The organism is Paenibacillus mucilaginosus 3016 (assembly GCF_000250655.1).
GTDB classification, from domain to species: Bacteria; Bacillota; Bacilli; order Paenibacillales; family NBRC-103111; genus Paenibacillus_G; species Paenibacillus_G mucilaginosus.
Genome location: NC_016935.1, coordinates 5,135,628 through 5,159,716, shown reverse-complemented (window position 1 = coordinate 5,159,716; position 24,089 = coordinate 5,135,628). Strand labels below are relative to the sequence as shown.

The window sequence follows — 24,089 nt, the reverse complement described above, 5'->3', positions numbered from 1 at the left end:
GGACAGAAAAGTGTATGATTTGGTGGGAATCGTTCACCTTTTATGTTCAGAACGGAGGAAAGGTATGCAGACGGTGCTCCCCTATTTGGAGCTGAGACGGATGTTCAGCGAACAGGAAGCAGAGACGCCCTTCCCGGTCACGGTCGACAGGCTCGCGGGAATCTGGCACTGCACGCCCCGCTATGTCAAGGCGATTGTCCGCACCCTGCACGAGCAGGGCTGGATCGAATGGCAGCCCGGCCGGGGCCGGGGGCATACCTCGACACTGACCCTGCGGATGGATGCCGACGAGCTGCTGCTGCAGGAGGTCCGCCGCCGGATGGAGCAGGGGGAGGTCCAGGAAGCCATGGAGCTACTGAACCGCTTCGGCGGACCTGCCGTCAAGGACCGGTTCCTGGACTGGATGTCGGAGGGCATCGGCTTCTCCACCCAGCAGGTGTCGGATACGGTGCAGGAGACGCTCCGCCTGCCTGTCTACCGGTCGATCACTACGCTCGATCCGGGTCTTGTGTATTACGCGTTCGACTGTCACCTGGCCAGACAGGTGTTCCATACGTTAGTCGAGTATGATGATGAGCAGGGGAGGGTCCTGCCCGGAATAGCCCACTCCTGGGAGAGCCGCAGTGATGCGGCGGAGTGGACGTTTCACCTGCGGAAAGGGATTCTGTTCCATCACGGGCGGGAGCTGACCGCAGAGGATGTGGTGTATACGCTGAGCCGGCTGAGGGACAATCCCGCGCGCTTTGCGGGAGGCTGGAGGTTTCAGGGCATCTCGCAGCTCGAAGCGCTGAACCGCAAAACGGTCCGGATCCGTCTCAGGGAGCCGAATCACCTGCTTCCCCGCTTCCTGAGCACCATCCCTGCGGCGGTCGTTCCTCGGGAGGTGGTGGAACGGGACGAAGCGGGCTTTGCCCAGGTGCCTGTGGGAACGGGACCGTTCCGGGTGGTGAGCCGCACCGGCGGACGGTGCGTACTCGAAGCCTTCCCGGCCCACTTCCGGGGCCGGGCGCACCTGGACCGCGTGGAGCTGCTCATCCTGGCGGGACTGGATGCCGGCCGGCTGAAGGAGCCCGACTGGACGTCCATCATGACGTCGCACGGGGAGAACTCCAGCGCTTCGCGTGAGGCGCTGCTCAGCGGAGGCAGCGGCTGGAACAGCCTCGAGACCCGGTTCACCTGCTGCTCCCTGCTCGTGTTCAACCAGGCGAAGCCGGGGCCGCAGCGGCATCCCGCATTCCGCGAAGCGCTGCATCATATGCTGGACCGGGAAGCGCTGATCGCCGAGCTGGGGGGTGACCGGATCTGCCCGGCCCACGGCTTCCAGCCGAAGCCGTCCGGGAGGGGGGACACCGCCGCCGGAACGCAGAAGCGCAGCGGTCCGGACATTGCGGCGCTCCTTGAGGAGAGCGGCTGCGGGGGAGAGCCCCTGAAGCTGGTGACCTATCCTTATCACGAGGCGGATGCCCGGTGGATTGCAGAGCGTGCAGCATCGTTCGGCGTGCAGGTCGAGCTCACGGTCCGAAGCACGGCCGAATGGGGCGATACGGCCTCGCTCGCAGAGTACGACTGCCAGCTGTACGGCGTGGTGGTTGGAGGCGATGAAGTGCGGGAGCTGGAGCTTTACCTGCAGGGCAACTTTTTTGCTCCGCTCTGGGATGAGGCGACTGCCGAGGCCGTGAGGCAGGAGGCGGCGGGGATCTTCCGGGAGGCGGAGGAGGCCGGGCGCAGGGAGAGACTGGCGAAGCTGGAGCAGAGGATTCGGGAGACGCATGCGGTCCTGTTCCTCGTACACAAGTCGACGAACACGGCTTTCCATCAATCCGTCCGCGGCGTCCGGGTCAATTCGTACGGCTGGGTCGACTTCGACCGCATCTGGTTCCACCCGGAGCCGGAGTAAGTCTTTGAGGGGCCAAAACGGTTTCACTTATTTTGTACCAGGACCTGGGCACGTACCGGGGTTATAATGAGGCGGACCTATGAATGAGAAAGGAAGAGATGAGGATGAACCGAGAGTCCCTCGAAGCCGCCCTCCAGCCCCTGCTCGATGAAATCACGTCTTCCAGTGAAGCATACGGGCTGCAGGCGGCGGCTTATCTGAACGGCAGGCTCGTGCTCAGCGTCTGTTCCGGTACGGCCGACAGCTTGTCCGGCCGCAAGGTAGCGCCGGATACCCTGTTCATCGGCCAATCCGCCTCGAAGGGAATCGTCGCCACGCTGATTCACCGTCTCGTTCAGGCCGGAATGCTGGCTTATGACGATCCGGTGTCGGCTTATTGGCCGGAGTTCGCGGCACACGGTAAGGACAAGATCACGATCCGGCAGGTGCTGACCCATTCGGCCGGAATCCCGCAGATGCCCGAAGGCGCCGGCATGGAGACTCTCTGCGATTGGGAGGCGATGACCCGCGGGATCGAAGGGCTGTCCCCCCTATGGGATCCCGGCACGAAGTCCGGTTACCACGGACTGACGTTCGGCTGGATCCTTGGCGAGACGGCCGCAAGGGCAGCGGGCACACCGTTCACGCGCCTTGTGGAGGAAGAGATCTGCAGGCCTCTCGGGATCGAGGGCCGTCTTTACTTTGGGGCTCCGCCGGAAGCGGAGCCGCGCATCGCCCGGATCAGCGGGGATGTTCAGCAGTTGGTCAGCCTGCCGGAGGAGCTGCTGCTGAAGCGGGTTCTGCCGGTAAGCGTGATGCCGGTTCACAATCCCGAGTGGAACGAACCCTTGTTTCACCGCGCCGGTGTCCCGGCGGTGGGCGCCGTCATGACAGCGGAGGCGCTGGCCCGCATGTACGCTTCCCTGATCGGGGAAGGCGTGGACGGCGTGCGCCTGCTCAGCCTGGAGCGGACGGAAGAAGCGACCCGTCTGCAGCACCATCAGGATGACGAGGTGATGGGAGGCCGCCACCCGATGGCGCTTGGGTATGCGCTGGGGGATCCGGAGCAGCCCTCGGCGATGGGGAGCGGCTCCGATGCTTTCGGGCATGCCGGCATGGGAGGCATCATCGGGTTCGCCGATCCTTCGGCGGGGCTGGCGGTGGCGGTCTTGACCAACCGGCTGGGCGGCGAGCAGGGAGACGGGAAGGCGGACGTGCGGATTGCGGCGAAGATCCGGGAGCTGCTGCAGCTTGGCCGTTAGGGTGGAAGAGAGAGTCGTAAGGCGGACTCTCTTTTTTTTTATTGTTTTTTCATCTATGACATGGGCTTGCAGCTCCGGGCTCAAGACGGTAAGGTAGGGATGAAGAGGGGAGGAGAAGTCCTGTGACCGAAGGGGTAAAAACGTACAATACGGCCGTCGAAGCGACGCTGGAAGTGATGGGAGGCAAGTGGAAGCCCGTCATCCTGTTCCATCTCACCTTCGGCAAGAAACGCAACGGCGAGCTGCTGAAGCTGATGCCCGCCGTGACCCAGAAGGTGCTGACGCAGCAGCTCAGGGAGCTGGAGGAGGACGGTGTCGTTCTCCGGATTACGCATGATCAGGTTCCGCCGAAGGTGGAGTACGGGCTGACCGATTATGGCTGGAGCCTGAAGGAGATTCTCCACCTCATGTGCCGGTGGGGAGATACGCATATCGAGCGGGTGTATGGTCCGAACGCCAGGGTTATTCATGAAGGCGGCGCTGCCGGCGCAAACTGAATCAGACCGGTCTCCAGGAGCGGAGGCCGGTCTGTCTTAGCTCAATCGGTCAGGGGATCACCCTGCGGCGGCGCAGGTCATCGAAGATGCCGAGGAACATCGCCTCCGTGTCGACGTATTCGTGGAATCCGAACCGGCGGGCTTTGGTTCCGTCAGCGAAAAAGTCATAATCCCAGGAGAAGAAAAAATCGCCGAAGCGCCATGAAGACACTTCCTGATAGCTGTTGTTCATGAGGCCATACTTGGTTACCATGCTGTTCCACAGCGGTTCTTTGTCCGCCATCACGGTTTCGAGTGACATCTGGAGGGGAGGCGCCGTCTCCAGACCGAAGTTCGCTGCAATCTTGGGCCACAGCTCATTCCAACGGAAGAGGTCGCCATTGTTGATATTGAACGCCTGGTTGGCGCACCGTTCGTCGGTTGCCGCCCAGACGGTCGCCCGGGCCAGCAGCCCGGCATCCGTCATCTCGAGCAGGCTGTTGTAAGCGCCCGGCTTGCCGGGAAACCGGAGCGGCAGGCCGAGCTCCTTTGACATGGACGCATAGACTGCAATCACCATGGCCAGGTTCATGGGATTGCCGAGAGCAAAGCCGCAGACGACCGAGGGCCGTATGGCCGACCAGGACCAGTTCTTGCCCCGCTGCCGCTGCTCGAGGAACTGCTGCTGGTCGACATTGAACTCCGGCGGCATGTGATAGGCGTCGGTTTCGCGGGCAGGTGTTTTGAAGGGCCCCAGGTGCGCGCCATACACCTTGTATCCCTGCATCAAGCTGACATGCTGAAGATGGGGGGCGGCCGGCTCGACGGCGTCAACGACATGGACGAGCATCGCCAGATTGGGCGCCACGAGCTCCGCCCACGTGGGACGATCCTGATAAGCGGCATAGAAGATATGCGTTACGTCGGTCAGTCCGCCCAGCTTCTCCCGGGTATCCCCTGCGTCGAGCAGGTCGACGGGGATGTAGCGGACCCGGCCTTGCGCCTCTCCGCCGCGTCTCGACAAGCCGATGATGTCCCAGTCGGGCAGTTCCTTCAGGTATTCGATCAGGTTCCGTCCGATGACGCCGTTTGCTCCTACGACCAGAGCGGTCTTGCGTACAGATCCTTCCTTGAGCTTCATGGTCAGGTCCACTCCTTTGTTTGTTGTTTTCTTCCACAGTATGGATCACAGGAGAAAAATAGAGAAGTACGCACTTTGAAGTCACATAGGAACCTGAAGGTAATGAAGGTGAAATAAAAGGAAGACAATGGGGAGGAGGGGGTGTCCGAATGAGACACCGGTTGAAGGAAGGCCAGGTCTGCAGGCCGCTGGAAGGCTGTCCGGTCGAGATTACTCTGAGTATCATCGGGGGCAAATGGAAAGGGATCATCCTGTATGAGCTGCTGGAAGGCCCCAAGCGGTTCCAGGAGCTGCGGCGGGCCCTTCCGTCCGTTACACAGAAGATGCTCACGCTTCAGCTTAGAGAGCTGGAGCAGGAAGGGGTTCTGCACCGCGAAGTGCACCAGCAGGTACCGCCCAAGGTGGAGTACTCCCTGACCCCGATGGGCAGGCGCCTTGAGCCTCTGATTCAGGAGATGAAACGTTGGGGCCTGGAGTATCTCGAGCAGGCCGGGGCGGCGGAGAACGTGAAGTGAATCCTTTTGTACAGGATCCTGAGAACCGGTCTGCAGAAGTTGCTGCGGAACGGATCGACGGGTCCTTTTTCAATCCGCAAGCGGGCCGCCCGGTTTAAAAAATGATACTACGGTTCAAAATTGTGCGTAATTTACAGGGGGTCTCTCCCGGGATATGATGGAACAGAACCCGCCGGCGGAACCGGATGGCCGATCACCATCCACTAATCCGAAGAGGAGAATCAGAATGAGTGCATATGTCGTAGTGGATATTGAAGTGCTTAACGAAGAGGTGTTTCAGAACTATGTAAGCCGCGTGGAGGCACTCCTGAAGGAAGAAGTGCCCGGCTTCCGGAACCTGTCGGCCGAACGGAGCCCGAAGGGACTGGAAGGGCCATGGCAGCCCTCGATGATTGTGATTCATGAATTTCCGGACATGGAGACCGCCAGCCGTTTCTACTACTCGGACGCCTACGCTCCGCTGATCGAGCTCAGACAGTCGGCGTCCAGCGCCAGCGTGGTTCTGGTGGCCGGGAGAGAGTGACCGGTGAGGGGTAAAATGGATAGGATTAGGATTGGATAGGATTAGGATTGGATAGGAATCTCCTTCCGAATTGCAGGGGTATGGATATAGGGGAGTGACAGCCAAAAGCCGGCCCTGGAAGGGGCCGGCTTTTGCGTCGAATTATCAGTAGAACTCGCTGTGTTCGTTTCTGCTTAAGCCTGGCGGCCCGAGCCCGGCCAGTGGGCAGGGCGCATCAAGCGGGGAGGGAGCTTCGTGCGGGCATCCCCCTTGGCCGCATTGACCTGGAACTGGGTAAGGAAGAGGCTGCCGGTGAGGTCCGCCCCCCGGAGATCCGCATCCCGGAGGTCCGCTCCGATGAGATCGGCCCACCTCAAGTCGGCTTCCCTGAGATCGGCTGCGATCAGGTAGGCGCCTCTGAGATTGGCACAGCTTAGATCGGCTCCCTGGAGCCTCGCCCCGATGAGATCGGCTCCACGGCCCGGATTCAGCTTCCGCCTTCCGCTGCGGACCGCGCCCTTCTGCCGCCGGCGGGCATCTTCGCGTACAAGCTCGCTGGTCTGCAGGAGCAGCTCATTCACCTGCGCCCGGTGGGCGGACACTGGGACATTCTGAAGCGATTCGGGATCCAGGAGGGTCAGGTGCTCCGTCTCGTCGTAAGCGGAGCTGAGGCTGCTCCGGATCGAACGGGCCGGCTCCAGCGTCATCCCTTCGGCGAGGTACCACAGGAGTTCGTGAAGCTGGCGCATGACGGGGAACACTTCGAACATCAGCCCCGCCGTCTCGGGGGCCTGCCGCCAGTCACGCCCGCCGAAGGTGGCCTGCGATACCTTCTGTCCCGCACCGAAGCAGTCATACACGGTACAGCCGCGGAAGCCGATGCCCCGGAGCTTCTGATGGACGCCGCAGCGGAAATCGGCCTGCAGGTTGGTACAGGGCTGTCCGGCGGCCTTGTCCACGGCAAAGTCGGATGAAGCGGCGAAAGGCAGGGCAACGCAGCATAAGCCAAAGCAATTTTCGCAATCCGCCGTCAGGCGGCTGAGGGGGTTGTTGTCCGCCGCAGAGGCGGGAGATTCCGGATGATTGGGCATTACATAGTACTCCCTTTTGGAAAATGTCGATAGATTCTTTCTATGTTAGTAGCGGATCTCTCCTCCGTCAACCCGGTTGATTCAGCTTTCGATGACAGGAATGTAAAAAAATAGATTTACATGCGAACAAATATTCGCATATAATGGGGTAAACTTGGTTTTAGTTCAGAGGAGGCGCAGGACTGGATGCCCATTCAGCGGATTGGCAGTATCTTTTTACCGGTAAGCGATTTGGAACGTTCGATTGCCTTTTATTCGGAGCTCGGCCTCGTCAGCCGCGGGATGGAAGACTGGGGAGACGGCAGAAGAGGGGCGACTTTATTCTGCGATCCGCATCCCGAACATGCGGCGCTGCTGACGTTGGCGGAAGTAAGCGATCCCCCGGCTGCCTGGGATCATTCGGTAATGTGCCTGAATTGTTCCGATGTGACGGGGATGCATACCGAACTACAGGGCAGGGGAGTCCGCGTAACGGAGCTCGAGACCTGGGATTCGCCATGGAATCATCATGTCATGTTCGATGTATACGACCCGGACGGGCACCGGGTGAACCTGATTGAGATGGTGCCTGTGACAGCTTAAGCTGCTGAATCTCTGATTTGCCATTGAGCACGAGGGGAGTACATAGGCAATGGGAGTTTACCTAACGGAAAGACCGCGGCTGCGCCTCATCGGGCTGCGGATCGAAACTGTACTAAGCGAGACCCGGGAGCAGAGGATGATTCCGAGACTAAGCTTTTTTGGCGTAATCTCTTCATGGTGGATATTAGTTATTGATGGTTCCCATTAGGGAGACAGGCGTACTTTGTTCCCGCCTCATGATGCTCCTCATCTGAAGCCCTGTTGGCAGCACGGGCGGCTCCAGGCTTGAGGTTAACGAGGATGATGCCGGCCAGAACGAGGAGTATGCCGGTTATAAGTTTGTAGGTTACGGTTTCGCCGAGGAAGAGTACGCTGACGGCCAGCGCGATGAGCGGGATCAGAAAGGTATAAGACCCCACCTTGTTCGCTTCCCCTCTGCCCACCAGCTGGAAGAAGACGAGCCATCCTAACGCCGTCACGAACACCGAAATCAACAGCAGTACCGTAACGAACGGCACATTCCACACAATCTCCTTCCAGCTTTCAACGGAAGACCCCATGGCGAGCAGGACCATTCCGCCGAGGAACATCTGCAGGGCAACCACCCACACGGCGTCTACCCGGGAAGCTGTCCGCTTCATATAGAGCGTGCCTAGCGCCCAGCTCACCGCGCTGCCCAGACCCAGAAGGACTCCGGCTGTGGAGAAGGCTCCGGATTGGCCCGGAATCGAGATGGCTGCAACGCCTGCGAAACCCAGGATCAACCCGGCGACCCTCGCCACATACATGGCCTCGCCAAGCCATAACCAGGCACCGATGCCCAGCAGCACGGGCTGCAGGAACACGATGGCCGCGAACATGCCCGCCGGCAGATAGTTCAGACCATAGGTCTGAAGTACATAAAAGAGAACGACGTTCAGCAGGGCGGAATGGAGATAGATCGGCCACGTCTCTTTCAGCCGGAGCCTCCTGTAATGAGGAAGTGCGAAGAGAACGAGGAGGGCTCCTCCGATGAAGATTCGAAGTCCTGCGAAGAGAAGCGGCGGAGAGAACTGGAGGGCGTACTTGGACAGCGGCCAGTTCACGCCCCATACCGTAACCAGAAACAGCAAATATACAGCGGACCGTCTTCGGGATAAGGGTTCCATATTGTTTCCCTCCTGTTTGGTTTTCGTTGGCTGGTGGTTGATTTTCATGATACAATGCCCTATACAATAAATAAAATGCATCTTTCTCATAGGGGGTATAACGTACCTGTTATGACACCTTCCCAGCTCTCACTCTACGTGAAGATAGCGGAGACCGGCAGCTTTACCCGCGCGGGGCAGGAGTTGAACATGACCCAGCCTGCCGTCAGCCGCGCAATCTCCACCCTGGAATCCGAGCTAGGGGTTACCCTGCTGATCCGGGACCGCAAGCAAGGAGTACTCTTGACGGATATCGGGCAGCGGCTGCTCGTGCTCTTCCGGGAGATCTTGAACGGGTACCACAAAGTAGAGCAGGAGGTGGTCGCCGAGAAGGGAGGCGAAGTCGGCACGGTCCGCGTCGGGTCGTTTCCGATCATCAGCACCAACTTCCTGCCGGCTATCCTGCGCGAGATGGGCGAGAAGCACCCCGGACTGAAGTTCGAGCTCTACGAAGGCAGCATAGCCGAGATCAAGCTGTGGTTATCCTCCCGCAGGATTGATGTAGGCTGGATTATCCCGCCAACGGAGGAGTTTGAGACCCTGCCGTTCCTCCAAGACCGGCTGTGTCTGCTGATCCGTGATGACCACCCTCTGGCGAATCGGCCGCTGGTGCATATCACGGACCTGGGCCATGAGCCCATGATTCTCTGCAAGGGCGGGTTCGAGACGCCGATCTATGAACTTTTCCGGGAGCATGAAGCCGTACTGTATTGCCGGTATGACGTGCATAACATCCATACGGCACTGAACATGATTCAGGAAGGCCTGGGACTGGCGATTGTCTCCCGGATCTCGTTGTCTCTATCCAAGCTTCCACCGAATGTAGTCGTCCGTCCGCTGGAACCGCAGCCGATCCGGGAAATTCAACTGGCGGTTCCCTCCCTGAGTGAATCGTCCATCGCGGTGAAGCTGTTCCTTCAAACAGCTAAAAATCTTTATTTGTCGGGAGGAAAAGAGTAGGCCGGCATCGGGCGCTCTTTTCCTGTTTTTATATGAAAACGCATCCAATAAAGGTGGTATTTTGGATATCGGGCCAAGTGATAAACTAAAATCATTCAACAGCGGAAGTCCTGTTGAACAAGGGAATGACAGCGATTACATTAGGTGTGGAAAGTTTCATTAGGTATGGAAAGTTGCATTAGGTGTGGAAAGGAGCTGAGAAAAAAGAAAACCAAGACCAGCAGTCCAGGACGGGCCCAACAAATGGGATGTACCGATCAAAAAGGAGGAATGGAATGATGAAACGTGTTCAACGGATAAGTACAAAGATAGGTGCTCTCTCTGCGGTGCTTATGCTTGCTTCGGTGCTGGCGGTTTCCGCCGCTACAGCAGCTTCGACGAGTGCGGATGGCGGCAAGGTGTATTTTGACAATAACAAGCAGTATCTCTTCAACAACGCCTGGGGCAAGTCCTCGGTGTCGGGCTGGAGCCAGAGTGTCTATTACAATAACGCCTCGGATCTGGGCTGGGTCTGGAATTGGCCGACGACCAGCGGCGGGGTAAAGGGATATCCTTCCATCGTGTCCGGCTGGCACTGGACCGACGGTTATACGGCCGGCAGCGGCTTCCCGACCCGGATCTGGGATAACAAGAACATCAACACCTCGGTGACGTACAACTTCGCTTCGAACACCTCGGGCGTGTACAACATGACATACGACCTCTGGCTGCATGATACGAACAATGCCAAATACAACAGCCGCCCGACGGACGAAATCATGGTCTGGCTCAATAACACGAATGCCGGAGCCCTGGGAACCTACATCGAGACGGTCTCGATCGGCGGTTCTTCCTGGAATGTGTACAAGGGCTATGTGGATGACGGGACCGGCGGCGGCTGGAACGTATTCTCCTACCTGAGAACCGCGAACACGAACAGCATCGATCTCAATCTCAAGAACTTCGCGGATCACGCGGTGTATACCAAGAAGTGGATCGCCAACTCGAAGTATATCAGCTCCGTCGAATTCGGCACGGAGGTCTCCAGCGGCAGCGGCCAGGTGAATCTCTCCCGCTGGAGCTTGAGCGTACAATAACCGAAGCGGTTCACCTTACCGAAGTAACCTGTCAGCTCAACCCTTCCGGTCCGGCCGGAAGGGTTGTTTGCTTGCGGGGCGCAGAATCGGTAAGCTTAGATCAGGTTGCCAGACTTTGCATGTGAATAAGGGGACCAGAGAAGAATAGGGAGAGAGAAGGAGGGGACACGAATGGAGATTGGAATCAGCACCTTCGTCGAAACCACGCCGGATGTGAACACCGGCGAAGTCATAAGCCATGCGCAGCGCCTGCGTGAAGTGGTGGAGGAGATTGTTCTGGCGGACCGCGTCGGGCTGGATGTCTACGGCGTGGGTGAGCATCACCGCAAGGATTATGCCGCGTCTTCGCCCGCCGTGGTTCTGGCCGCGGCTGCCGGGCAGACCAAGCGCATCCGGCTGACCAGTGCGGTTACCGTGCTGTCCTCCGCCGACCCGGTTCGGGTGTTTCAGGATTTTGCAACGCTGGATGGGATCTCGAACGGACGTGCCGAGATCATGGCGGGCCGGGGATCCTTCATCGAATCGTTCCCGCTGTTCGGCTACGAGCTCGACCATTACGACGAGCTCTTCGATGAGAAGCTGGAGCTGCTGCTGAAGATTCGAGAATCGGAGAAGGTGACGTGGCGTGGGGGCCACCGGCCGGCCATCGATAACCGGGGCGTGTATCCGCGGCCGGTACAGGATCCGCTGCCGGTCTGGATCGGCAGCGGCGGCAACTCCGAATCCGTAGCCCGGGCCGGCCTGCTTGGGCTGCCGCTGGTGCTGGCGATTATCGGAGGCAGCCCGCTGCATTTTGCACCGCTGGTCGAGCTCTATAAGAAGGCGGCCGCCCACGGCGGGCATGATCCTTCCAAGCTGCCGGTCGCTTCCCACTCGCACGGCTTTATTGCGGAGGATACGGAGACGGCGGCCGACAAGTTCTTCCCTTCCACGCAGCAGGCGATGAATGTACTGGGGCGGGAGCGGGGCTGGGGTGCCTACACCCGGAGCACCTTCGATGCCGCAAGAAGCTTTGAAGGCGCGCTGTACGTTGGCGACCCGGACACGGTGGCCCGCAAGATCATCGACCTGCGCAAGCGGGTGGGCATCACGCGCTTCCTGCTCCACGTGCCGGTAGGAACGATGCCGCATGACGACGTCATGAGAGCGATCGAGCTGCTGGGCACCGAGGTCGCGCCCCGGGTCCGGGAGGAAATTGCCGCTTGGGAAGCGGAGAGTGCGGACAAGCAGTAAGCAGCCTGATCCAGAATCGAATATGCTTTGGCATGCTGCAAGCCCGCTTCCATTCATGGAGCGGGCTTTGCTGCTTCCCACTGAGGACGATTTGCAGACTCTGATACTCCCATGCCGCATTCCTATGGGGCCGCTTCTCTGGATCTTTACAAATTCCGAACTACCAAATACTCCCCCCTGAATGTCATGATCGGAGCAGAAAAGGTCATGGCCATGCCATAACCAAAACGGGGCATCCCGCCTATACTCTACTTAAGGCAGGGAGACGGGGAAGCGGCACCTGAATTGGCAGCACAAAACGCAACAGCTGCACAGCCAGTTGGTATCGCTTACAACGCTGCTCTGCCCCAAATCATTGGCAAGAACAGGAGGAACAGTAAAGGTGAAGATGCGAAGAAAGTGGATCCCGATGATGCTGGTTTGGATGCTGATATGGGGGCTGCTTCCCTCCGGAATCGGGGGGACGGCAGGAGCCGAGGGAGCCGTGAACATTGCGCCGCAAGCCATGCTGACGGTGGATTCGGTTACCGGGACGAACCCCGCATCGAACGCGGTGGACGGCAGCCTGACGACGCGCTGGATATCCGGCAGCACCACCTATGAGCATGTGTTCGAGATGACCTGGGAGCGGGCTCATCCGGTTGACAGGGTGAAGGTATGGAGCGGGAACGTGGGTACGGGAGCGAGCAGCTGGCATATCCGCGACTTTACCCTGGACTACTGGAACGGCAGCACATGGATCACGCTGGCTGCCGTTACTGATAATGACAAGGACAACAATGCGGGGGAGTATAATGATCTTTCCTTCTCACCCGTCACGGCCTCGAGGCTGAGACTGCATATTACCAAGCCGAGCTGGGGCGGCTACAATGCGGCGGACGACCGGATCGCCAGGCTGGCGGAGATTGAGGTATACGCTGCAGTACAGGACGGCAGTGATACCACGCCGCCGCAGGAAGCGGGCAGTCCTGAAGCGGTGGCGGGCAGTGGACAGCTGACGCTCCGGTGGTCGGATCCGCCGGATCCGGACTTTCACCAGGTGCGGATCACGCAGGAAGGAAGTGTAACGGAAGCGGTATACGTCAGCAAGGGGGTAGAGGTTCGCGTCTTGCCCGGGCTGACCAACGGAAGTACTTACACCTTCCGGCTGCAGACCGCCGACACGGCTGGGAACTTATCCGGGGGCGTACGGCTCACAGCCACACCGAGCGAACTGCCCGCTCCCGCCCCTGGGCTGGCCCGCTTCATCACCCGCAGCGGGGACAGGCTGTTGGATGGGACGGAGCCATTCCGTTTCATCTCGATGAACGGCTCGAACCTGACCTATATACCGTCACCGGTCTGGCACCGGGCCGATCCGTGGGAGCAGGAGGATGCGTTCCTCTCGATCCGGCAGATGGGAGGGACGGTGGTCCGTCTTTACACGCTGACGATCAAGGGAGGGACGGCGAACGGACAGTCCACGAGCCATATCAACGGACTGCGGAGCTACGATGAGGGGTTCTTCCGCGACCTTGACCATGTGCTCAAACTGGCCAATGACTACGGGATCCGGGTCATCCTTCCTTTTATCGATACCTGGGAGCATGTAGGCGGCCTGAAGCAGTTCGCAGCCTTCCGCGGGATGACAGCGGAGCAGTTCTACACGGACCCGGAGCTCAAGGAAGATTACAAGCATCTGGTGAGCTATGTACTGGGTCGTACCAATACGTACACCGGAGTGAAGTACAAGGATGACAAAGCGATTTTGGCATGGGAGACGGGCAACGAGCTCTACCCGACCGATGAGTGGACGGCGGAGATGGCGGCCTATATCAAAAGCATCGACGGGAACCATCTGGTGATGGACGGCCGCTACGGGATCGGCGCTGCTGCGCTCTCCGATCCGAATGTGGACATCGTATCGAATCATTATTACGAGAGCGGCGGTACCAACTATGCGCTGCGGGCGGCAGCCGACCGGAATGCCAGTATGGGCCGGAAGGCCTTCATTGTCGGCGAGTTCGGCCATTCCCATACCGCCAATCTGACCGCCCTGGCGGATCAGGTTATCACGAGCGGCACTTCCGGGGCCCTGCTGTGGACGCTCAAGTTTCATAACAAGGACGGCGGCTTCTACAACAAGCCAGGGGATTACCGCTGGCCCGGCTTTCCTTCCGGTGCTTCCTATGACGAGACAAGTGTCATGCGGATGATGCAGGAGAAGGCCCATGCGATCCGCGGATGGCCCGTGCCGCCGCCTGCCGTGCCCAGGGCGCCTGAGCTGCTCCCTGTCGAATCGGTCCACGGACTGTACTGGAGAGGCTCGGCCGGGGCGCAGACCTATGACATCCAGCGCGCCGGCCATCCGGACGGACCATGGGTGACCGTGGGAACGGACGTCTCGGACAGTGACATCCCGTTCGTGCCTTTCAAGGATACGTCGGCCGTGGAAGGAAGCACGTACTACTACCGGGTCACGGCCAAGAATGCGGCCGGCAGCTCGGTGCCTTCGTATCCGGCTGGACCGGTCACCGCATCTTCTGTACCCCCGGTCCCCACAGCCCCCGCCCTGCTGCCCATCCAGTCGGTCTCTTCCATTGCGTGGGAGCCCGTGAAATGGGCGGATGCCTATGATCTGGAGAGGGCCGAAGCGGCGGAAGGGCCTTGGTCGGTGGCGGGTTCGGATCTGTCCGAGGAGGACCGGCCTTATCAGGATGCGACGGCGAACAGCGGGATCGCTTATTATTACCGGCTGAAGGCGAAGAACGCCGGCGGCATTTCGGAACCCTCGAACACCGTAGGGCCGGTTACCGTGCACAATGCCGCGCAGCTGGCGGCCCTGACGGCGGATTCGACGACGGGGACGAATGTGCCGGCATATGCTGTGGACGGAAGCCTGTCCACCCGGTGGCTGTCCGGGGGCGGCGGGGAGGAGCACTTCCTTCGGATGGAGTGGCCGGCAGCCCAGACGATCAATCAGGTGAAGCTGTGGAGCGGAGCATCCAGCGGCGCGAACTGGCATATCCGCAGCTTTACCCTGGCGTACTGGACAGGTACGGAATGGAAGCCGCTGGCCTCGGTGGAAGATAACGAACAAGACGGGTTCTACGGCGAATATAACGAGCTCCACTTCGAACCGGTGCGGACGACAGCCCTGCAGGTGAGCATTACGAAGCCGTCGTGGCAGGGGCTTCCCGTGAATCCGGATGACCGGATTGTAAGAATCATGGAGCTGGAAGCAGGCTATGCGGATCGTACGGCGCCGGGAGAAGTGTCCGGCACGGCAGTAATCTCCGGGAAGGACCGGTTGACGCTGACCTGGACGGACCCGTCCGACCCGGACCTCGCACACATCCGGATCGTACCTGAGGGAGCGGCGGGAGCCGAGCCTCTCGCGACGATCACCAAAGGCGTGCAGACCGTGACGTTCGGCGGGCTGGAAAAGGGATTCCTGTACAGCTACAGGCTGATCGCCGTAGACCGCACCGGGAATGCGTCGCCCGGCGTTGTCGTCAGCGGCGTTCCGGGCAAGAAGACAGGAGAGCCCGGCAAGGACTGACGCGACGACCGACGCCCTTAGGTCACGATCCGAGCAGAAGATGTCATCGCCGTGTACTAATCAAAGGGCAGCGCAGCAACTACAATGAGAGCAGGTTACCATACCAACTGCGAACAAAGAGGAGTGATGCAGCCATGACGCCGAATCCAAATCAAAACCTGAAACCGAATCCCAATCCGAATCCGACGATGAAATGGAGCCGGACCCTGAGGCTTCCCTCCGAGGAGCTTCCTGTTCTGAGTGAAGTGGATGTGGCCGTCGTCGGCGGGGGACCGTCCGGCGCGGCCGCCGCGATCGCCGCGGCCCGCAACGGAGCCAGAACCCTGCTCGTGGAGCAGCGGGGCTTCCTCGGCGGGATGGGGACCCTCGCCCTGGTCCCGGCCTTCTGTCCGTTCACCGATAAGGAGAAGCCCGTTGTGCGCGGCATCGGACTGGAGCTGATGGAGCGGATGAAACGGAGCTGCCGGCCCGCTTACTACGAGGAGTACCGGGACCAGCTGGACTGGGTGCCGATCGACGCCGAAGTCCTCAAGCGGGTCTACGACGAGGCAGTGCTCGAGAGCGGGGCGTCCGTGCTGTTCCATACGTTTGTCGGTCAGGTGCTCCTGAACGGCGACCGAAACGCGGTGGAGGGACTGGTTCTCGTGAACAAGTCCGGCAGGTCCGTTGTCAAAGCGCGCTATGTGGTCGATGCTTCCGGAGACGCGGATGTGGCCGCGCTTGCCGGCGCTCCCTTCCAGAAGGGCGGGGAGAGCGGAGAGCTGCAGCCCGGCACGATGTGCTATCTGTTGGCCGGTGTGGACCGCGGACGCTTCAAGCAGTATCTTGCGGACTCCGGAGATACCGGCCAAATTCCGAAGGCGGTCCGGCTGGCCCAGGAGAATGGCCACCTGCCCCCCGGGCGCCGGGAAGTGTCCGGCTTCGGCCTGGATCTCCGACAGCCTCGTCGGCGTGAACTTCGGCCATGTCTTCGGCATTGACGGCACGAAAGCGGAAGATCTGACCCGGGCCGCTGTGGAAGGCCGCAAGCTGGTCCGCACCCAGGTGGAATTCCTGCGCAGCTGTGTTCCCGGATTCGAGAACGCCCATCTGGTAAGCACCGGCGAGCAGATCGGCATCCGCGAGACACGCCGGATCGTCGGCGACTATAGGCTCGTGCAGGACGACTTCACCTCGATGAGGAGCTTCCCGGATGACATCGCCCGCAATTCGTATTTTATCGATATCCACATGGCCACAAGCAAGGAAAGCATGGATATGCGCCATCTGCCTCCCGGCAGGTCGCACGGTGTTCCCTACCGGGCTCTCCTTCCGCAGGGGCTCGGCAACCTCTGGGTCGCCGGACGCGCCGCCTCCGCCGACCGTGTCGTGCAGGGCTCGCTGCGCGTCATGCCGAACTGCTTCGCGATGGGGCAGGCGGCCGGTACCGCGGCCGCCCTGTGCGCGGCGGACGGGGGGACCTCGCGGGAGGTGGATGTGAAGCGGCTTCAGCGGCTGTTGATGGAGCAGGGGGCCTGGCTCGGTGAAATGAACGGGAGGTGTGAAAGCCATGGCTAAGGGGGAGGGGCTCCCGGTGCTGCGCTCCTCCCGGCCGGCGGCAGGCTTGCTGCCGGCCCGCCGGTTGGGGGCCAATCTGCGGCAGTACTGGGACTTGTATCTGATCATGGTTCCCGGCATCCTGTACTTCCTGATTTTCAAATACCTGCCCATGTGGGGCGTCATTATCGCCTTCAAGGACTACAGCGTATTCGCGGGCTTCGCCGCCAGCGACTGGGTGGGATTGGACCATTTTCGCAGGATGCTGGACGACCCGCAGTTCTATCTCGTGTTCCGCAATACCGTCCTGATCTCCCTGTACAAACTGTTCTGGGGGTTCCCCGGACCGATCATCCTGGCGCTGCTTCTGAATGAAATCCGCAGCATGCTCTACAAACGCACGATCCAGACGCTGGCCTACCTTCCGCACTTCCTGTCCTGGATCATCATCGGGGGGATCATGGTCAACCTGCTGTCGCCTGCGACGGGCGCGGTCAACGGGATGCTGAAGTGGCTCGGGTTCGAGCCCGTCTTCTTCCTGGCGGATCCCGGATGGTTCCGCTCGCTGCTGGTCATCAGCGACATCTGGAAGGAGGTCGGCTGGGGGGCGATCATCTACCTCGCCGCGCTGGCCGGTGTGGACCCGCAGCTCTATGAGGCGGCCGTCATGGACGGCGCGGGCAAGTGGAAGCAGCTCGTGCATGTCACGCTGCCTTCGATCCTGACGACCATTATCGTGCTGTTCCTGCTGCGGCTCGGCCATGTGCTCGATGTCGGCTTCGAGCAGGTGTTCGTGCTGTACAACTCCATGGTCTATGACGTGGGCGATGTCATCGAAACCTACGTCTACCGCGTCGGGATCGGCCAGTCCGAGTTCAGCTATTCGACCGCCGTCGGTCTGTTGAAATCGGTGATTTCCCTGATCCTCGTGGTGATTGTCAATAAGGCGGTCAAGCGGACCGGGCAGGAGGGGATCTACTGAGATGCGAATGTCCAGGGGAGAAATCTGGTTTCACCGCGCCAACCACATGGCTCTGGCCGTCTTCGGACTGCTGGCGCTGTCGCCGTTCGTGCACATCCTTGCGCAATCATTCAGCAGCTACCGTGCCATCATATCGGGTGATGTCGCCTTCTGGCCCGTCGAATGGACCACAGAAGCTTATGTCAAAGTGTTCCACGATCCGGGATTTGTCCGATCGTTCGCCGTCAGCGTGCAGCGTACCCTCGCCGGTACGGCGCTGAGCGTGGTCCTCACCTGTATGCTTGCCTATCCGCTGTCGCGTGCTTACATCCGGGGCCGCAGTGCCATCATGTTCCTCATCGTCTTCACGATGCTGTTCAGCGGGGGGATGATCCCTACGTATCTGGTCATCAAGGAGCTCCATCTCATGAATACCTTCTGGGTCTATATCATCCCCGGAGCCCTCAATGCGTTCCACATTGTCATTATGAAAAATTTCTTCCAATCGATTCCTGCTGAGCTGGAGGAATCGGCGAGAATGGACGGGGCATCGAACACAGGCATCCTGCTGAGGATTGTAGTTCCCCTCGCCATGCCGGCCATTGCAACGATTGCTTTGTTCAATGCCGTAGGCCAATGGAACGCGTTCTTCGATGCCGTCATGTATGTAACCGATTCCAGTCTGAAGCCGCTGCAGATCTACCTGCGGGAGCTCGTCATGTCGGGACAATCCAACATCAATACAACGGACAGCCTGGAGAGACAGCTGCTTGCCGTCGAGTCTTTGAAGGCCGCTGCGCTGATCGCCAGCACCCTCCCGATCCTTCTCGTGTACCCGTTTCTGCAGAAGTATTTTGTCAAGGGCATCATGATCGGGTCTGTGAAAGGGTAACGGCTTCGGTACCTCTCTATTCCTGACTTGTACCCGTAAGGGTTTCATATTATCTTGTATAAAAGGGGCGGGATGCAGCATGAAGAGAACAAAGCGCACGTTATCCTTACTAACGGTTTCTTCCTTGGCTGCCGGGATGCTGGCGGCCTGCGGAGGAGAGAAGGAAGGAGCCGTATCCGGCGGCTCCGGAGGCTCCGGAGGCGAAGGGGAGCGCCCGAAGATCAGCATCGTACAGCCCAATGTGGGCCGCAAATTCCCCGAAGGCATGAATGAGAACAACAATCCGTACCAGAAGTACGTGAATGACAGCGTGAATATCGATGTCCACGTCGTCTATCCTCCGTCCGACGGATACCAGGATAAGCTGAATGTGATGATGTCCTCCGGCGAGGACAACGACATGATCTACACCCAGGACGCTTCCTGGTTCATCTCCATGGTCAACCAGAAAGCGCTGCAGCCGCTGAATGAGGCGCTGGAGAAGCATGGGCCCGATCTCAAGGCGTCGATTCCCCAGGAGGCCTGGGATGCGGTTACTGTGGACGGGAAGATCTATGCGATCCCGGGGGTCAACCATATCCGCGGCAGCGACATCATGTATGTCCGGCAGGATTGGCTGGCGAAGCTCGGGCTGCAGCCGCCGAAGACGCTGGACGAATATGTGAACGTCATGCGCCGGTTCGCGGAGGACGATCCGGACGGCAACGGCAAGCAGGATACGGTCGGTCTGCTGATCGGAGAGAACCTGATCCGCACCGCTCCATTCTTCGGCGCCTTCGGTGTGCCGTTCTCCGCGAACTCCGCTGTCACTCAATGGGTGGAGCGGGACGGCATGCTGGTCAACGCCACGATCCTGCCGGAAACCAAAGAAGCGCTCGGCTTCCTGGCGGGACTCTACAAGAACAAATGGATCGATGCCGAATGGGCGCTGAACAAGAACAAGAATATTGAAGAGAAAGTGGCAAGCGGGAAGGCGGGGCTCTTCTCGTCGACCTGGTTCGATACCCGCGGTCCGATTCTCACGAGCAAGAAGAATGATCCGAAGGCGCAATGGATTCCGCTCGACTATCCTGTCGGCAGGGATGGCAAGTCCGGCGTGGTCTCCTCCAGCATGGTGACCGGCTACAGCATAGTGCCGGCGAAGAGCAAGCGCGTGAACGAAGTCGTGAAGATGATGAACTTCGCGAACGGCAAAGGCCACGAAACGCTCAAGCTCGGGCTGGCGGAGCACGGCATCTCGTCCCGCCAGGACGGCAAGCTCGTCATGAACTTCGAAGAGCACAACAAACACATTTATCGCAATAACATCCTGGACTACGCTTCGCCTTGGGATCAGGAGCTCGATTATCAGCGGCTGGATGCGCTGGGGCCGGAGTTCAAGCTGAAGGACAATGTCAAGCAGATCAGCTCCGCGCTCATCAAGAATGCGTATAACGGACCTGCAACGGCGAGCATGGGCAAGAACGGCGTGCAGCTGACGAAGCTGATGCAGGAGACCTTCACGAAGATCATCATGGGCAGCCTGCCTCTCGATGACTTCGATAACTATGCCGCCCAGTGGAAGAGCCAGGGCGGCGATGAAATTACGAAGGAAGTCAACGCGAACGCCAAGAAGGCGGGCAAATAATACCGAAGACGGGTGAAGGTGCTTCCAGGAGTACCTTCTCTTCGCATAAGGGACGGGGAGGATGCAGCAGTGCGCAAGACATGGAGCAGCCGGTTCAAGCAGTCCGTCCAGTTTCGGCTGACCTGCTTTTTTATCCTGATCCTCCTCCCTTTGGTGGCGGTATCCACGTTCTCGAACCTGCGGTCCCAGTCCATCCTGAAGGAAGGGATCGGCGAACGCACGCAGAACGCCATGTTCTCGGTCATGAATTCCATCGACCTGACGATGCAGGGCGTCTATGAGCTGGCGACCGTGCTGGCGAACGATCACGACGCCAACCGCAAATTCGAGAACGCCGGAGATGTGCTGACGCCCGGGGCGATCCTGGATTTTCAAACCCTCAACAAGCAGATTGCGACGGTCTCCTCCGTGAACCGGATCATCCCCCAGGTATCGCTGTTCCACTATCCCTCGGGGATGCTCTTGTCCACGACCGGCTACCAGAAGGAAGAGAACAAGGAGGAGCTCGAATGGGTGCAGCAGGCCATCGGCGCGAACGGGCGGATCACGATCTTCTTCCCCCGGGAGAGCCGTTATAATGCGAACCGCGTCATCGACCCCGTCTACAATGAGAACAATTTGGTGGTGATGCGCCTGATGAACCTGCAGGACCCGCAGCGCAGAAAAAATATCGTGCTCCTTCCTCTCAGCAAGTCTTATTTCGCCCATCTGCTTGAGGGGCTTCTGCCGGGCGGGAATGCGCAGGCTTACCTGCTGACGGAGAAGGGGGAGCTCGCCGCCTCGACGGCCGGTGCGGCAGCTGCTGCGCCTCCCTGGCCGGACGATGCCCGGGACCTGCTCGTGCGGGAGCTTCCCGGCTACAGCGATCCGATGTTGATGGTGAGAGCGGTGTCCCCGGCATCCGGCTGGACGCTCATCATGCTCCAGCCCGAGAAGGAGATTCTGAAGGAAACGAGGCAGCTCCAGGTATGGACTTCCCTGATTATCGCGGTCAGCGTGCTGATCTCCCTGTGGATCTCCTGGGTCGTGTACAGCAGCATCTCGAAGCCGATGCGCAAGATGATCTCCGCCATGAAGCAGATGAGAATCGGACAGCTCGACACGCAGATCGTTCACAGCCGCGAGGACGAATTCGGCTATGTGATGGATACCTTCAATCACATGGCCAGGGAACAGCGCCATCTCATAGAGGACGTCTATGAGAAGCAGCTGCTGCTTGTGCAGACCGAGTTCAGGCTGCTGCAGTCGCAGATCAATCCGCATTTTCTTTACAACACGCTCGACTCCATTTATTCGGCAGCCCTTCTCCGGCAGGAGGAGGAGCTGGGGGATATGGTACTGCATCTGTCGAAGTTCCTGCGCTACAGTCTCGGTAAAGGCAGGGAGACGTACTCGGTTGCCGAAACGTTCCGTCATCTCGATCACTACATCAAGGTGCAGCAGGGCAGGTTTGACTTCAAGGTGAGCTTCCAAATGGAGGAAGAGGCCGGCGAGGTCAAGCTGCTGAAGCTTCTCCTGCAGCCGCTAGTAGAGAATGCGATTCTGCATGGCCTGGAGAAGAAACAGGGGGAACGGGAGCTGACGATCTCAGCCGGAACCGCAGCGGACCGCAGCCTCATTCTGGAGGTCAAGGACAGCGGTACGGGCATCCCGGAAGAGAGACTGGCCTATATCCGGCAGGAGCTGGCGGCCATCACGACGGCCCATATCCGGTTGATGGCGGGAGGAGCGGACGCTTCCCCCGAGCTGTTCGGCCTGCGCAATGTTCTCTCCCGGATCAAGCTGCATTACGGGGAAGAGGCGGAACTGCGGGTGGACAGTGTGGAGAACATAGGAACCTGCGTCACCTTACGGCTTCCGCCCCGGCAGGAGCGCGGTCCGGCAGGTGATGCAGCTGAAGAGCGCAAGGAGGGCCCCATGCCATGAATCTGATGATCGTTGAAGACGAGGTGGGAATCCGGACCCGGATTCGCCGAGACCATCCCCTGGGAGGCGCATGGGATTGAAGTCGTCGGCCTGGCGGAGAACGGAGTGGAAGCGCTCCGGCTGATGGAGTGCGCGCAGCCGGATATTGTCATTCTGGATATCCAGATGCCGGAGATGGACGGGCTGACGCTTGCCCGCCGCATCGCCGATTCGGATCCGGGCATCAAAATGATTATTTTGAGCGGGTATGAGGATTTTGAATACGCCCGTTCTGCCATGGAGTCCGGTGTACTCAAGTATTTGATCAAACCGGCAGGCAATGAAGAGATCCGGGCCGCCGTCCTTGAAGCGGCCTCGCTGGTTCAGCGGGAGCTCCAGGAACGGCTTAGCCGTGAAGCGCTGCAGCGGAGATGGGAGAGCCACCTGCCCCGGCTCCGGGAACTGTTCCTGGGCCAATGGCTGGCCGGCGCTTACAGCAGGTGGGAGATCGAGCGGAGGATGACGGAGCTGCTCATCGAGATGAAGCCCGGAAGGCTGCTGGCGGTCGCGGTATTGGAGCCGGACCCCCTCGTTGCGGGGGAGGAGCGCTTCCGTGACGGCGACTCGGCTCTCCTCCGGTTCTCACTGCGCAGTATCGCGGGGGAAGTGGTCCAGGACCGGGAGACGAGTATTATTCAGGACCTGCACGGCGCAACCGTGATTCTGTTGCAGAGCACGGAGGAGGAGCCGCAGGGCGACTTTCAGCTCCGGGCCGGCTTCACGGTCACGAAGGTGCTGTCGACGATGAAGGACTGCCTGAAGATTACCGCCAGCGCCGGAATCAGCAGAACGACGGCAGACTGGGAGAAGCTCCCTGTCCTGTACGATCAGGCCCGTAAAGCGCTTCAGCTCAGGGTCGTTTACGGCCATCATATTGCGATCCCTTACGGAGAGGAGCGGGAAGGACAGGATCCGCTTATGCCGGCCCCCTCGGACGAACGGGATCTGGAGATCGGCATCGGCACCGGGGACACGCAGAAAGCGGAGGCGGCGCTGGACCGGCTGCTCCAGGACACGGTCCATCAGGCTGCGACCGTGGAGGAAGTGCAGGACGGGCTGCTGCTTGTGATGCATACGCTGCTCCGGATCGTCCGAACCATGAATTGGCCGCTGCGGGAGGCGGCGGGAGAAGACATCGTCTACTTTCATGATGTGGGTCAGCTTCAGACCCGGGAGCAGATCCGCAGCTGCCTGCAGCGCATCGTGGTCCGATTGGCCGCCTATGCCTTGAGACGGACGCAGCCGGGCAGCCATAAGCTGATTCAGAAGCTGCTGTCGCTCATCGAAGAGGAGATCGGGCAGCAGGAGATCAGCCTCCACTCGATCGCGGGACGGTTCTACGTCAACAAGTCGTATTTGAGCCGGCTGTTTAAGCATGAAGTGGGAGAGCCGTTCTCCCAGTACGTTCTGAGGCGCAAGATGATCCGTGCCAAGCAGGTGCTCGCGGAAGGCGGGCAGGTGCAGCAGGCTGCCCAGCAGGTGGGCTATGCGAATATCGGCTTCTTCTCGAAGGTGTTTCACAAATATTGGGGCGTTCTGCCGAGTGAAGTAAAGGGCGCACCATGGACAAGTTGAATATAACCGTTTGTTCCATTGCGCAGCCCGGATCATGCCGTTAGAGTAATAGGGTAGTGGAATTAAAAGACACGGGTTCTTGGAATTCGGA

Annotated in this window: 18 protein-coding genes and 1 pseudogene; 16 read left to right on the top strand and 3 right to left on the bottom strand. The window is 59.8% G+C overall.

Going from position 1 to position 24,089, the window contains the following annotated elements; translation table 11 throughout:
* Positions 1-64: 64 nt before the first annotated feature.
* The 3 genes from PM3016_RS21340 to PM3016_RS21330 all read left to right on the top strand — a co-directional run bounded on the left by PM3016_RS21340 (position 65) and on the right by PM3016_RS21330 (position 3,635).
* Positions 65-1,897 carry an SgrR family transcriptional regulator gene (locus PM3016_RS21340; RefSeq protein ID WP_014370889.1) on the top strand — a complete coding sequence of 611 codons (1,833 nt, stop codon included), beginning with the start codon at positions 65-67 and terminating at the stop codon, positions 1,895-1,897.
* A gap of 104 nt (positions 1,898-2,001) precedes the next feature.
* Positions 2,002-3,138, top strand: a complete 1,137-nt coding sequence (locus tag PM3016_RS21335; protein WP_238540275.1) for a serine hydrolase domain-containing protein — start codon at positions 2,002-2,004, stop codon at positions 3,136-3,138.
* Between the two features lie 122 nt (positions 3,139-3,260).
* The gene (locus PM3016_RS21330) at positions 3,261-3,635 is read left to right on the top strand and encodes a winged helix-turn-helix transcriptional regulator (protein WP_013918603.1); all 375 of its coding nucleotides are present in this window, start codon (positions 3,261-3,263) and stop codon (positions 3,633-3,635) included.
* 49 nt (positions 3,636-3,684) lie between these two features.
* Here PM3016_RS21330 and PM3016_RS21325 read toward each other — a convergent pair whose 3' ends face one another.
* The gene (locus PM3016_RS21325) at positions 3,685-4,755 is read right to left on the bottom strand and encodes an SDR family oxidoreductase (protein ID WP_014370887.1); all 1,071 of its coding nucleotides are present in this window, start codon (positions 4,753-4,755) and stop codon (positions 3,685-3,687) included.
* Positions 4,756-4,904: 149 nt separating this feature from the next.
* Between PM3016_RS21325 and PM3016_RS21320 the strand changes: the two genes are divergently transcribed.
* Together PM3016_RS21320 and PM3016_RS21315 are read left to right on the top strand one after the other, a co-directional pair.
* Positions 4,905-5,270 (top strand): winged helix-turn-helix transcriptional regulator, encoded by a 366-nt coding sequence (locus tag PM3016_RS21320; protein WP_013918601.1) that lies wholly within the window; start codon positions 4,905-4,907, stop codon positions 5,268-5,270.
* Between the two features lie 226 nt (positions 5,271-5,496).
* Positions 5,497-5,793, top strand: a complete 297-nt coding sequence (locus PM3016_RS21315) for a DUF1330 domain-containing protein (RefSeq protein ID WP_014370886.1) — start codon at positions 5,497-5,499, stop codon at positions 5,791-5,793.
* Positions 5,794-5,966: 173 nt separating this feature from the next.
* Here the strand turns inward: PM3016_RS21315 and PM3016_RS21310 are convergent, their stop codons facing one another.
* Entirely contained in the window at positions 5,967-6,863 is an 897-nt protein-coding gene (locus PM3016_RS21310; protein ID WP_013918599.1) for a pentapeptide repeat-containing protein, read from the bottom strand.
* Between the two features lie 186 nt (positions 6,864-7,049).
* Here PM3016_RS21310 and PM3016_RS21305 point away from each other — a divergent pair, with 186 nt between their 5' ends.
* The gene (locus PM3016_RS21305; protein ID WP_013918598.1) at positions 7,050-7,445 is read left to right on the top strand and encodes a VOC family protein; all 396 of its coding nucleotides are present in this window, start codon (positions 7,050-7,052) and stop codon (positions 7,443-7,445) included.
* Positions 7,446-7,633: 188 nt separating this feature from the next.
* On the opposite strand, the gene PM3016_RS21300 is transcribed toward PM3016_RS21305, so the two are convergent.
* The gene (locus PM3016_RS21300) at positions 7,634-8,593 is read right to left on the bottom strand and encodes a DMT family transporter (protein ID WP_014370884.1); all 960 of its coding nucleotides are present in this window, start codon (positions 8,591-8,593) and stop codon (positions 7,634-7,636) included.
* Between the two features lie 111 nt (positions 8,594-8,704).
* Between PM3016_RS21300 and PM3016_RS21295 the strand changes: the two genes are divergently transcribed.
* The 10 genes and pseudogenes from PM3016_RS21295 (at position 8,705) to PM3016_RS21250 (ending at position 23,998) form a co-directional block, all read left to right on the top strand.
* Positions 8,705-9,592 carry a LysR family transcriptional regulator gene (locus tag PM3016_RS21295; protein ID WP_014370883.1) on the top strand — a complete coding sequence of 296 codons (888 nt, stop codon included), beginning with the start codon at positions 8,705-8,707 and terminating at the stop codon, positions 9,590-9,592.
* A gap of 275 nt (positions 9,593-9,867) precedes the next feature.
* Positions 9,868-10,668, top strand: a complete 801-nt coding sequence (locus tag PM3016_RS21290; protein WP_041619205.1) for a GH12 family glycosyl hydrolase domain-containing protein — start codon at positions 9,868-9,870, stop codon at positions 10,666-10,668.
* Positions 10,669-10,839: 171 nt separating this feature from the next.
* A complete protein-coding gene (locus PM3016_RS21285; protein WP_014370881.1) occupies positions 10,840-11,901 on the top strand; it encodes an LLM class flavin-dependent oxidoreductase in 1,062 nt (353 codons plus the stop codon).
* Positions 11,902-12,289: 388 nt separating this feature from the next.
* Positions 12,290-15,442, top strand: a complete 3,153-nt coding sequence (locus PM3016_RS21280; protein WP_238540627.1) for a discoidin domain-containing protein — start codon at positions 12,290-12,292, stop codon at positions 15,440-15,442.
* A 188-nt stretch (positions 15,443-15,630) separates the two neighbouring features.
* A pseudogene (locus PM3016_RS21275) lies at positions 15,631-16,999 on the top strand (FAD-dependent oxidoreductase).
* A complete protein-coding gene (locus PM3016_RS21270; RefSeq protein ID WP_014370879.1) occupies positions 16,992-17,960 on the top strand; it encodes an ABC transporter permease in 969 nt (322 codons plus the stop codon). Before PM3016_RS21275 ends, PM3016_RS21270 begins: the two are co-directional and overlap by 8 nt.
* Before the next feature lies 1 nt (position 17,961).
* A complete protein-coding gene (locus PM3016_RS21265; protein ID WP_014370878.1) occupies positions 17,962-18,831 on the top strand; it encodes a carbohydrate ABC transporter permease in 870 nt (289 codons plus the stop codon).
* Positions 18,832-18,910: 79 nt separating this feature from the next.
* Complete coding sequence (locus tag PM3016_RS21260) at positions 18,911-20,458, top strand: extracellular solute-binding protein (protein ID WP_013918589.1); 1,548 nt, start codon at positions 18,911-18,913, stop codon at positions 20,456-20,458.
* Positions 20,459-20,527: 69 nt separating this feature from the next.
* Positions 20,528-22,384 carry a sensor histidine kinase gene (locus PM3016_RS21255; protein WP_013918588.1) on the top strand — a complete coding sequence of 619 codons (1,857 nt, stop codon included), beginning with the start codon at positions 20,528-20,530 and terminating at the stop codon, positions 22,382-22,384.
* A 12-nt stretch (positions 22,385-22,396) separates the two neighbouring features.
* On the top strand, positions 22,397-23,998 hold the full coding sequence (locus PM3016_RS21250; protein ID WP_014370877.1) for a response regulator: 1,602 nt from the start codon (positions 22,397-22,399) through the stop codon (positions 23,996-23,998).
* The last annotated feature ends 91 nt before the right edge of the window (positions 23,999-24,089 follow it).